The sequence below is a fragment of the Corallococcus llansteffanensis genome, assembly GCF_003612055.1.
Lineage (GTDB): Bacteria > Myxococcota > Myxococcia > Myxococcales > Myxococcaceae > Corallococcus > Corallococcus llansteffanensis.
Genome location: NZ_RAWB01000329.1, coordinates 1 through 11,332, shown reverse-complemented (window position 1 = coordinate 11,332; position 11,332 = coordinate 1). Strand labels below are relative to the sequence as shown.

Below are 11,332 nucleotides of genomic sequence, written 5' to 3'. Positions count from 1 at the left end.
CGCTGGAGGGGCGGGCGCGGGAGATCCTGGCGGGCCTCGGGTTCACCGAGGAGATGATGGACGGCGACGTCGGCGCGCTGTCGGGCGGCTGGAAGATGCGCGTGGCGCTCTCCCGCATCCTGCTGATGCGGCCGGACGCGATGTTCCTCGACGAGCCCTCCAACCACCTGGACCTGGAGTCGCTCATCTGGCTGGAGGGTTTCCTCAAGGGGTACGAGGGCGGCCTGCTGATGACGTCGCACGATCGCGAGTTCATGAACCGCATCGTGACGAAGGTGGTGGAGATCGACGGTGGCTCGCTGACGACGTACTCGGGCAACTACGACTTCTACGAAGGCCAGCGCGCGCAGAACGAGGCGCAGCAGCAGGCGCAGTACGAGCGTCAGCAGGCGATGCTCGCGAAGGAGATCAAGTTCATCGAGCGGTTCAAGGCCCGCGCGTCGCATGCGGCGCAGGTGCAGAGCCGGGTGAAGAAGCTGGAGAAGATTGAAAAGGTGGAGCCGCCCAAGCGTCGCTCCACGGTGCTCTTCGAGTTCCAGCCGCCGCCGCGTTCCGGTGACGACGTGGTGAACCTGAAGAACGTCTACAAGGGCTACGGCAAGCGGACCATCTACGAGGGGTTGGACTTCCTGGTGCGGCGCGCGGAGCGCTGGGCGGTGATGGGCGTGAACGGCGCGGGCAAGTCCACGTTGCTCAAGCTGGTGACGGGGACGACGCAGCCGGATGACGGCACGGTGGCGTTGGGCGGCAGCGTGAAGATGGGTTACTTCGCGCAGCACGCGATGGACCTGCTCGACGGGGAGAAGACGGTGTTCGAGCAGCTGTCGGATTCCTTCCCGCGCGCGGGGCAGGGTTCGCTGCGGGCGCTGGCGGGCTGCTTCGGGTTCAGCGGGGACGAAGTGGACAAGAAGTGCCGGGTGCTGTCGGGCGGTGAGAAGGCGCGTCTGGTGATGGCGCAGATGCTTTACGACCCGCCGAACTTCCTGGTGCTGGACGAGCCCACGAACCACCTGGACATGGGCACGAAGGAGATGCTGATCACCGCGCTGTCGCGCTACGAGGGCACGATGCTGTTCGTGTCCCACGATCGGCACTTCCTGGGAGCGCTGTCCAACCGCATCCTGGAGCTGACGCCGGACGGCATCCACAAGTACGGCGGCGGCTACACGGAGTACGTCGCGCGCACGGGCCAGGAAGCGCCGGGCCTGCGCAGCTGATGGAGCGCCCCGGGGCTACGTGGTTCGTGAAGCCGCTTCACGAACGTCCGGACTTCCGGCTCGTCATCGCGTTTCTCTGGGGCGACCTGCACAACATCGACTCGGATGGGGACTCCGACAATCCCGCCTCGCGAAGCTGGACCTGGCTCTACCTGAGGAGCCGGGAGCGCGCCGGCGAGCGCGTGGACCTCGACATGGAGGAAGGGACGGAGGCCTGTATGCGGATCCGTTCGGAGGAGCCCTGGCTGGCGGCGGCGGTGGCCTGCTTCCTCGCGATGGAGGGAAAGGCCCAGGTCCGGCGCGGGGATGACACGGAGTGGGGGGATGCTCCATCCCGTGTCGATGCCGTGGGCGCGTTCGACTTCCATGCCGCGATAGAGCGCGCCCGCGTGAGTGTGTGGCGGGAGTCCACGCTTGAGGATCCGTATCCGAACCTGCGCCGGTAACGCGCGGCTTCGGATGACCCCGCGGCTTGAGCAGGACGCAGGGTTGAGCTGCAGGCCCAGCTATTCGAACAGCTTGCTCGCGAGCCGCGCCAGCCGGGGCGCCTTGCCCCGGTAGGGCGGGAAGAAGAGGTTCGTGAACGCCGTGCGGCCCTGGCGCACCACCGCGCGCTCGTGGCTGAACGCCTTGAAGCCTGTCTCCCCGTGGTACGCGCCCACGCCGCTCTGCCCGATGCCGCCGAAGGGCAGGTGCGGGTTCACGTTGTGCAACACCACGTTGTTCACCACGGTGCCGCCCGCGCTCGTCTCCTTCAACAGCCGCTCCACGGTCGCCTCGTCCTGGCTGAACACATACATCGCCAGCGGCTTGCCGCCCGCGCGCACCTGCGTCACCACTTCGTCCAGGGACTCGAAGCGCAGCACCGGCAGCAGCGGCCCGAAGATCTCCTCCTCCATCACTGGCGCCTCTGGCGTCACGTCCGCCAGCACCGTGGGCGCGATGAAGCGCGTCTCCGCGTGCACGCCGCCGCCCGCCACCACCCGCGCCCCCTGCGCTACCGTGCGGTCCAACAACCCCGTCACCCGCCGGAACGCGCCGTCATCCACCATCCGGCAGAAGTCCGGCGTCGCCCGCCGCGCCTCCTCCGACTTGCCGTAGAAGCGCTCCAGCGCGGCCTTCAGCCCCGCGAGCAGCGCCTCCTCTTTCGACGCGTGCACCCAGACGTGGTCCGGCGCGATGCACGTCTGCCCCGCATTCAGGAACTTCCCCCAGACAATCCGCTCCGCCGCCGTGTCCACGTCCGCGGACGCATCCACGATGGCCGGCGACTTCCCTCCCAGCTCCAGCGTCACCCCCGCCAGATGCCGCGCCGCCGCCTCCATCACCCGCCGGCCCACGCGCGGGCCGCCGGTGAAGAAGAAGTGGTCGAACGGCAGCCGCAGCAGCGCCTCGCCCACCTCCGGCCCGCCCTCCACCAGCGCCACCTCGTCCGCAGGGAACACATCCCTGATCAGCTGCGCCAGGAAGCGCGCCGTGCCCGGCGTCTTCTCGCTCGGCTTGCACACTACGGCATTGCCCGCCGCCACCGCCGCCACCAGCGGCGACACCAGCAGGTGGAACGGGTAGTTCCACGGCGCCAATATCAGCACCACGCCCTTGGGCTCCGGGTGCACCTCGCTCCGCGTGCCCGCGAGCAGCAGCGGCGCCCCCACCTTGCGCGGCTTCATCCACGCCTTCAGGTGCTTCTGCACGTGCGCCAGCTCCAGCAGCACCGGGAGGATCTCCGTCGCCTCCACCTCCGCCGCGGGCTTGTGGAAGTCCTCGTGGAGCGCGTCCGCCAGCTCCTCGCGCCGCTCCAGCAGCAGCGCCTTGAGCTTGTCCAGCCGCGCCAGGCGCTCCTTGGGCCCCGTCTTCGCCAGCGCCCAACGGCGCGCCTGCAGGCGGTCGAACACCTGCTGCAGGTCGCTGGGGACCAGGGCCTCTTCCACGGACACCACGCGCATGCCGGCTCCTTTTCCCTGCTCCAGGCCCGGACTACTCCAGCATCCGGGTCGCGCGGGAGGCCCATTCCTGGGTCTTCCCCCGATACGGCGGGAAGAACACCGAAGCCAGCGACTTCATCCACTGGACCATCACCGCCCGCTCATGGCTGAAGGTCTTGAAGCCGTAGTGCCCGTGGTAGTTCCCCAGCCCGCTCATGCCCACCCCGCCGAACGGCAGGTTCGGGTTCGCCACGTGGATGAGCACGTTGTTCACCACCACCCCGCCCGACGTCGTGTGCTGGAGCACCTCCTCCACCACCTTGGAGTCCTGCGCGAAGACGTACAGCGCCAGGGGCTTTCCGCCTTCGTTGATGTGCGCGTAGACCTCCTCGCGCCGCTCGTACGTCAGCACCGGCAACACCGGCCCGAAGATCTCCGCCTCCATGATGGGCATCGCCTTCGTCACCCCGGACAACACCGTGGGGGACACGTACCGCGAGGGCCCGTCCGCTGTGCCGCCCGTCTCCACCCTGGCCCCGGCGGCGACCGTGCGGTCCAGCACCTCCTTGAGGCGCTTCCAGGCGACCGGATCCACCACGCGCGCGAAGTCCGGGCTCGCCTGCCGCTCGGCCTCCGTCGCCCCGTAGAAGCGCGTCAGCACCGTCTTGAGCGCCTCCAGGAACGCCTGCTGCTTCGACGCCGGCACGTAGATGTAGTCCGGCGCCACGCACGTCTGGCCCGCGTTGACGAACTTGCCCCACGCCAGCGCCTCCGCCGTCGCCGTCAGGTTCGCGGACTCGTCGATGATGACCGGCGACTTGCCGCCCAGCTCCAGCGTCACGCTGGAGAGGAACTTCGTCGCCGCCGCCATCACCTTGCGGCCGATGTTCGGGTTGCCCGTGAAGAAGAAGTGGTCGAACGGCTGCTGGAGCAGCGCCTCCGCCACGTCCGCCCCGCCCTCGAACGCGGCCACCTCGTTCTCCGGGAACACGTCCCGCACCAGCTGCGCCAGGAAGCGCGACGTGTGGGGCGTCTTCTCACTGGGCTTGAGCATCACCGCGTTGCCCGCCGCGATGGCCGCGATGAGCGGCGCGGCCAGCAGCTGGAACGGGTAGTTCCACGGCGACAGGATGACCACCACGCCCTTGGCCTCGAAGCGCACGTGGCTGGACGCACCCTTGAGCGTCAGCGGCGTCGCCACCCGCTTGGGCTTCATCCACCCCTTCAGGTGCTTCACCGTGTGGTTCAGCTCCTCCAGCGTCGGGTGGATCTCCGTCAGCTCCACCTCCATCGCCGGCTTGCGGAAGTCCTGGTGGATGGCCTCGGCCAGCTGCGCGCGGCGCGCGATGATGGCCTCGCGCAGCTTGCGCAGCCGGGCGATGCGTTCGGCGGGCGTGCTGCGCGACAGGTTCCAGCGGTTCGCGCGCTGCGACGCGAACACCGCCGGGATGCGGTCGATCTCCGACGAGGGCTTGGGGAGGATTGACGCGACGGCTTCCAGCATGACGGGCTCCGTTTCGGAACAGACGTGTGCAGCGGGGTCAGCGGGCCTGAAGCCCGCGAAGAAGGGTGGTGATGGCCGCCGTCAATTCGGCGGTGAAGTCCACGCGCAGGGGCGCCATGTGCGGCAGCGTCAGCACCTCGCGCGCCACCGGCGCGATGTCCGCCATCTGCCGCAGGCCCGTCATCAGGGCGTGCACGTGGCGGATGAGCTGCCCCGCGTCCCCGGCGGTGAGGAAGGGCAGCCGCTGCTGGAGCAGCACCGCCGTCGCGCCCATGGCGACGAGCACGCGCTCCTTGAACCGCCGCGTCTGTTCGACGGTGACGTTCTGCTCCAGCACCGTCTGCATCAACGCCAAGAGCCGCGTGAAGGTCTCCTCCCCCTCCAGCGACGCGGCCACCGCGCGCGCCAGCTCCTCCGCCGTCCACGCCCCGTCACCTTCGGCCAGCCGCCCGTTCAGCTTCGCGAACCACGCCGTCAGCAGGTCGTCCAGGAGCGCCAGGAACAGCGCCTCCTTCGTGGGGAAGTAGAGGAACACCGTCCCCTTCGCCAGCCGCGTCCGCGCCGCCACGTCCGCCATCTTCACCTCGGCGAACGACGTGGCCTCGAACAGCGCCCGCGCCGCGTCCAGCAGCTCCCGCCGCCGCGCTTCCTTGTCCTCGTCCCGCCGCGCCCGCACAGGCCCCGCGCGCCCGGGTGTAAATGCTCCCACCATGAGCCGGAGTTAAGTGACCCCAGGTCATCCGTCAAGCTGACCTGGGGTCATTCTTCTTGCGCCGGACGGTCGCCGGGGAATGGTGCCGTGTAGTTTCGTGTGCGACGCTGGGTGACATCATGAGGCCCATCGACGCGGAAGTGCTGTCGGGCAGCGCGCTGTACCGGGAGGTCGTGCTGAGCAAGCTGGCCCATGCGCGCGAGTCGGTGTGGATCGCCACGGCCAACGTGAAGGCCATGTACGTGGAGGGAGCCGGGGGGAAGTTCGTCCCGCTGCTGGAGGTGCTGGACGGGCTGGCGGCACGCGGCGTCGCGCTGCGGCTCTTGCACGCGGAATTGCCCAGCCGGCCGTTCCGGGCCGCGTTCGACGCTCGCTCGCGGCTGGTGAGGGGCGGGCTGGAACTGAAGGTGTGCCCGCGCGTGCACTTCAAGGCGGTGGTGGTGGACGGGGCGTGGGTCTACCTGGGCAGCGCGAACCTCACCGGCGCGGGGCTGGGCGCCAAGGGGGACGACGTCCGCAACTTCGAGATGGGCTTCGTCACCGAGGACTTCGACGTCATCGACCGGACAACGGCCCTTTTTGACGCAGTGTGGAATGGCGCGGAGTGCCAAGGGTGCCGGCTTCGTGCCGTCTGCCCGGACCCCATCTTGCCCTCCGGCGTGGGACAGGCGAAGAAACGGGGGAGGGATGCGGTGCGCCTGGGTCAGTCCCGGCGGCTGCGTCGCTGACGGAAGGACACCGCATGAAGCTGGACCTCGCTGCTCGCCCCCGCTGGCTGCTGGACGCGCATCGCGTGTCGTCCGGGCCCGTCCGCGTGGACTCCGCGAGCGCCGCGCCGCGGATCCGGGCAGACTGACCCCGGGTGGCGCTCCTCGGCTCCAAGACGCAGGGCAACGACGCGGCCGCGAACGCCCGCGCCAGTCGGCTCGTGAAGCGGCGCACCTATTGGCTGTGCGCGCTGCTCATCGCGCTGGGCTCGCTGACCCATCCGCTCGTCCTGGGAGGCGTGCGGCCGGTGTTCTTCGGGGTCCAGTTGGCGTGGGCCGCGGCCTTCGTCCTGCTGGGCGCGCTCGTGGGCGCAGGCTGGCTGCGCAACCCGGTGAGCGGAATCCTGTCGGGCGTGGTGAGCCTCACGGCGCTCACCGTGAGCATCCACGCCAGCGGGGGCCTGGCCAGCCCGCTGTACTCCTCCTTCTTCACGGTGCCGCTCTTCGTCGCCGTCTTCATCCCGGGCCAGCGGCTGCCGGTGTGGTTCGCCATCGTGGGCACGCTGGTCTGCGTGCTGGCGCTCACGTGGCTCGCGGGCGGCTCCGTGTCGACGTTCCTCAGCCAGTCCGCCAGCCTCATCTTCGTGTTCCTGGTGTCCGCCCACGGCGCGGAGACCTTCCGCCGCCTCCAGGGCGCCGAGCAGTCCGCGCACCTGGAGCGCGTGGAGGCCCTGCGGCAACTGGCGGACAGCGAGCTGCGCCGCGTGAGGGCGGAGCGCCAGCGCGCGGAGGTGGAGCGGCTGGTGGTGGTGGGGCAGCTCGCGGCGGGCGTGGCCCACGAGGTGAACAACCCGCTCGCGTACGTGACGGCGAACCTGCGCTACCTGGAAGAGGAGTGGGCCGAGGGCGTGCCCGCGGACCTGGAGGACGTGCGGCGCGTGCTGGAGGAGACGCAGCAGGGCGTGGTGCGCATCCAGCAGATCATCACCGACCTGCGCCTGTTCTCCCGCGAGGAGTCCGGCGGCCAGGAGTCCTGCGACGTCGCGGAGTCGCTGGCCGAAGCGCAGCGGTTGGCGTCGGTGCGCCTGCGAAGCCTCGCCCGGGTGGAGCGCAACGTGGCCGAGGGGCTCGCCCCCGCGCGCCTCACGCCCCGGCACCTGGTGCAGGTGCTGGTGAACCTGCTCATCAACGCCGCCGACGCGCTGGAGTCCGCGAAGACGAACCGGGCCGCCTTCGTGGTGCTGCGCGCGCGCATGGAGGATGAGCACGTGCGCGTGGAGGTGGAGGACAACGGCCCGGGCATCCCCGAGGCCGTGCTGCCGCGCCTCTTCGAGCCCTTCTTCACCACCAAGCCGCCCGGCAAGGGCACCGGCCTGGGGCTGGCGCTGTGCCGCGAGTACGTGGCACGCGCCGGGGGCACGCTGGAGGCGGAGAACCGCCCGGAGGGCGGCGCGCGCTTCATCCTCCGCCTGCCCGCCGCGAGGCCCGTTTCCCAGCCTCCGCGCCGAGACGGCGCGGTCCCCGTGGATGCGGTCGTGGAGCCCGCCGCGGACTAGCAGCCGCGAGCGCTGGCGCTCATCGCTCCAGCGCGTGCGCGACCTGCCCCAACAGCCGCAGGCGCGGGGAGTCCAGCTTGCGCACGGTGCGCATCAGCCGGCGCACCTCGGGACGCTCGCGGTACTCCGGCGGATCCTCCGCGAGCTGCGGCGCGCCGTCCTCGGTGATGGTCGCCGTCGCGCTCAACCCGAGCAACACATCCGACGAGCAGCTGAGCACCAGGCACAGCTTCCGCAGTGTCCGGACGCTGGGCAGCATGTGCCCGCGCTCCAGCCGCCCGTAAACCTCGGTGGCGATGCCGACGCGCTCGGCCACATCGGCCTGCGTCAGCTCCAGCCGCTGCCGGGACGCGCGGACTGCGTTTCCAATGAGGGTGGCCAGTCGTTGTTCCATGGCGTGGAAAACCTGTCGAAAGAGAAGCTTCTCCCCCCGCTTTTCGACGGAGAGGTACCGGGGAGAAGTCGCTGCCGTGCGTGACCTCGTGAGACACAGATTACGAGTGGGGTCTGACATCTCCGGACGTGCGGAGCAGCGCCGCAAACCCGCGACAAATCGCGGTTTCCGCCGTTCTCACGCGCGCGTTTCGCAAGGCTTCCGGGTGCTTTTTTCGCGGGCTGCGCGCGCGTCGAACCGGGGTGGTAGGCGCGCACGCCCGTTCCCCTCCCAGGACGTCACGGGAAGGCCGTGAGAGGTCGCACGACCCGCGAGGTTGTTCCGCGAGGTTCCGGACGTTTTCGAGGGTCCGGGGAGACCGCGCGCTTCCGGCGCGAAGTGCCGGAAGGCGGGCCTTGCACCCGGCGGGTGCCACGGGAACTTTTCAGCCCACGTCCACGGACGGCAGCGCGGCGCGCGCCTCGGTGTACTCGCGCACCATGCGCTCCACGACGGTGGCGGCGGGCAGCACGTCCTTGACGAAGGCGACGCCCTGGCCCGCGCTCCAGGTGTCCTTCCACGCCTTGCCCTGGCCCGCGCGGAAGCGCTCCAGCGCGCTCTTGAGGAAGTTGCCGTGCACGCCCGTCACCTCCTTCGTGTACTCGAGGTCCTCGGGGCTGGAGTCCACCAGCGCCTGCTTGTAGTCGGCCGCGGCGCCCGCCTCTTCCGTCGCGAGGAAGCGCGTGCCCAGGTACGCGCCGTCCAGGCCCAGCGCGAGCGTCGCCGCGAGGTGGCGCCCGGTGGAGAGCGCGCCCGCGAGCACCACCGGCACGCCCAGCTCCTGCTTGAGCCACGGCCCCAGCACCATCGGGCTCAGGTTCCCCGCGTGGCCTCCCGCGCCGGAGCCCACCGCGACGAGCGCGTCCACGCCGGCCTTCACGGCCTTCTCCGCGTGGCGCAGCGAAATCACGTCGCTCCACACCTTGCCGCCGTACGCGTGCACGCGCTCCACCACGGGCGTGGGGTCGCCCAGGCTGGTGATGACGAGCGGCACCTTGCGCTCCACCGTCGCGGCCACGTCCTCCTCAAGGCGCTCGGCCCACTTGAGGATGAGGTTCACGCCGAAGGGCACGTCCTTCGGGAACGTGGCGAGGAAGTCCCGGTACGCCTGCGCGGTGCGGAAGTTGAGTGACGGCACCGCGCCGATGGCGCCCGCGCGGCCGGCGGCTTCCAGCAGGGCCGCGTTGGAGACCAGGAACATGGGCGCGGCGATGATGGGATAGCGGATGCCCAACATCCGGGTCACGGCGGTGTCGATGCGCGAAGGGGACATGCGGCGCATTGGAACATGCGTGCGCGCGGGCGCGAGGCCGAAAAATCGGCCTGGGATGCGTTGTCAATCGCAGCGTGTTTTCAGAGGGGAAAACCCCTGCTGTTTCCGTGGTTTACGTAGCACGTAGGGCTGACGTAAGGTGCGCCCCCCGACCGAGGTCGGAAAAGCCGGGGAGTCCCTTCGGTGTCGCGAACCAGGGAGCGCCGCCGAGCGCCTTCGCGGGGAGGCCAGATCCAGCCGTGAGTGACGAGCGTCCGGACGCGCTGCTCAAGAGCGCACTCGAAAAGATCGTCTACTTCGAGGCCCGTGCGCAGCAGTTGCATGGCGAGCTGGCGAATGCGCGCGACGAGCTGACGCACCTCAAGGAGGACCTGTCCGAGGCGCACCAGCGGGAGCTGGACCTGCGCCGCGAGCTGGCGGAGCTGGAGGTGCGCAGCGGCCGCGCGCAGGCGGAGCGGGAGGAGCTGACGCGGCTCAACCACGCGCTGCGCCTGGAGCGCAACCAGCTGATGGAGAAGCTGCTGGACGCAAGCCGCATCCACTCGTCCGGGCAGCCGCGCGGCGGTGTGGACGGGGACGACGACGAGCTGGGGTTCGACCTGGCGTCGTTCATCTCGCAGCTGCGCAGCGAGGTGATTCTGCGCAACGACACGGTGCCCCCGGTGCGTGTGCCCATGCGGGGCCCCGCGGTGCCGCTCAACAAGGCGTCCGAGCCGATCGTGCCGTGGACGGAGCGCCCCGCGCCGCCCATCCCGCAGCGGGCCTCGGCGGCCTTCGTGGCGGGGGACGCGGGCCTGTCGCCGGTGGCGCGCGAGGCGCAGCGGCTGCAGAACGAGGGCCGGCTGCGGGTGAGCCCGGAGCAGATGGCGGAGCTGTCCGGGCACGTGGGCAGCCCCACGGACGAGACGCTGTTCGGGTTCTCGGTGCGCGAGCTGTCGGCGGCGGACGCGGCGGCGCGGGTGCGCGCGGCGGAGCGGCTGAAGGCGCTGGCGCATCCGGCGGCGGCGCCCGCGCTGGCGGCGGCGCTGCATGCGGAGACGGACGCGGCGGCGCAGGTGGCGCTGCTCCAGGCGTTCGCGGGGTTGTGCCGGGAGGAGGGCGCGTCGGTGGTGTCGCCGCTCCTGTCGTCGCCGGTGCCGGAGGTGCGCATCGCGGCGCTCAAGGCGCTGCTGGTGCTGGCGCCCCGGGACGCGGCGCCGCATCTGGCGCAGGCGATGAAGGACTCGGACCGGTCGGTGCGGCGGCGCGCGTCGCTGCTGGCGCTGGGGTTGGAAGGGGAGACGGCGCGGCGGTTGGGCGAGGACGCCATCCACGACACGGACTCGGAGGTCCGCGCGCTGGCGGCGCTGGCGCTGGGCGCGGGTCGGGGTGAGAACGCGCGGATGCTGCTGCTGGAGGCGCTGGACGACGGCGAGTCGCGCGTGCGCAAGGCGGCGGCGCAGAGCCTGTCGCGCATCCTCGGGCACGACGTGTCGGCCGTGGTGACGCTGGATGATGCGCACCGGCGCCGGGAGATCCGCCGGCTGGCGACGCTGCCCGTGAAGCCCGTGCGCGCGACGCTGGAAGTGAAGGTCGCGGCGCCCGTACGCCTGGCCCCGGAGGCCGTGAGCGTCGCGCAGCAGGCTGCGGTGCAGCAGGTGGCGGTGCTCGGTACGCAGCAGGCCACCGCTCAGGGCATGCAGCACGCCGCGCAGCAGGCGGCTGCGCACAACGCACAGCAGGTGGCCGCAAACGGTGCACAGCAGGCGGTGCACGCCGCGCAGCAGCCGGCGGTCGCGCTGGCCGCGAACGATTCGCAGTGGACCGCGGCTCCGATGGCTGTCCCCGCGCTCGCCGTCGCCGCCGTGGGCGTGGCCCATGCCGCGCCTTCCGCGATGCACGGGGCCGTGCCCGCGAGGGTCGCCAACGGCGGCCCGGTGTCCTTTGCTTCAGGCCCCGCCCCGGCGTCCCCGCCGCGTCCGGTCGCCTTCGTGCCGCCCATTCCTCCGGCCGCCGTGTCCCCGCC

10 protein-coding genes are annotated in these 11,332 nt (G+C 70.9%); 5 read left to right on the top strand and 5 right to left on the bottom strand.

What is annotated here, in order from left to right:
• Positions 1-1,217, top strand: a 1,217-nt coding sequence (locus D7V93_RS26785; protein ID WP_147451340.1) for an ABC-F family ATP-binding cassette domain-containing protein, incomplete at its 5' end; no start/stop codon positions are given.
• Between the two features lie 26 nt (positions 1,218-1,243).
• Entirely contained in the window at positions 1,244-1,663 is a 420-nt protein-coding gene (locus tag D7V93_RS26780) for a hypothetical protein (RefSeq protein ID WP_147451339.1), read from the top strand.
• 60 nt (positions 1,664-1,723) lie between these two features.
• On the opposite strand, the gene D7V93_RS26775 is transcribed toward D7V93_RS26780, so the two are convergent.
• From D7V93_RS26775 to D7V93_RS26765, 3 genes are read right to left on the bottom strand one after another with little or no spacing between them, the layout of a single operon-like run.
• Positions 1,724-3,163 carry an aldehyde dehydrogenase family protein gene (locus tag D7V93_RS26775; RefSeq protein ID WP_120646097.1) on the bottom strand — a complete coding sequence of 480 codons (1,440 nt, stop codon included), beginning with the start codon at positions 3,161-3,163 and terminating at the stop codon, positions 1,724-1,726.
• Positions 3,164-3,194: 31 nt separating this feature from the next.
• Positions 3,195-4,646: an aldehyde dehydrogenase family protein gene (locus tag D7V93_RS26770; RefSeq protein WP_120646096.1), complete on the bottom strand. Its 1,452-nt coding sequence runs from the start codon at positions 4,644-4,646 to the stop codon at positions 3,195-3,197.
• Between the two features lie 37 nt (positions 4,647-4,683).
• Entirely contained in the window at positions 4,684-5,358 is a 675-nt protein-coding gene (locus D7V93_RS26765; protein WP_120646095.1) for a TetR/AcrR family transcriptional regulator, read from the bottom strand.
• Positions 5,359-5,477: 119 nt separating this feature from the next.
• On the opposite strand from D7V93_RS26765, the gene D7V93_RS26760 reads away from it, so the two are divergent.
• Positions 5,478-6,086: a phospholipase D family protein gene (locus tag D7V93_RS26760; RefSeq protein WP_120646094.1), complete on the top strand. Its 609-nt coding sequence runs from the start codon at positions 5,478-5,480 to the stop codon at positions 6,084-6,086.
• A gap of 134 nt (positions 6,087-6,220) precedes the next feature.
• Entirely contained in the window at positions 6,221-7,621 is a 1,401-nt protein-coding gene (locus D7V93_RS26755; RefSeq protein WP_120646093.1) for a sensor histidine kinase, read from the top strand.
• Positions 7,622-7,640: 19 nt separating this feature from the next.
• On the opposite strand, the gene D7V93_RS26750 is transcribed toward D7V93_RS26755, so the two are convergent.
• Together D7V93_RS26750 and D7V93_RS26745 are read right to left on the bottom strand one after the other, a co-directional pair.
• Entirely contained in the window at positions 7,641-8,015 is a 375-nt protein-coding gene (locus tag D7V93_RS26750; protein WP_120646092.1) for a helix-turn-helix transcriptional regulator, read from the bottom strand.
• 424 nt (positions 8,016-8,439) lie between these two features.
• Positions 8,440-9,327 carry an NAD(P)H-dependent flavin oxidoreductase gene (locus D7V93_RS26745; RefSeq protein ID WP_244237525.1) on the bottom strand — a complete coding sequence of 296 codons (888 nt, stop codon included), beginning with the start codon at positions 9,325-9,327 and terminating at the stop codon, positions 8,440-8,442.
• Positions 9,328-9,566: 239 nt separating this feature from the next.
• Between D7V93_RS26745 and D7V93_RS26740 the strand changes: the two genes are divergently transcribed.
• Positions 9,567-11,332: HEAT repeat domain-containing protein (locus D7V93_RS26740; protein WP_244237524.1), on the top strand; the 1,766-nt coding region annotated here is incomplete at its 3' end.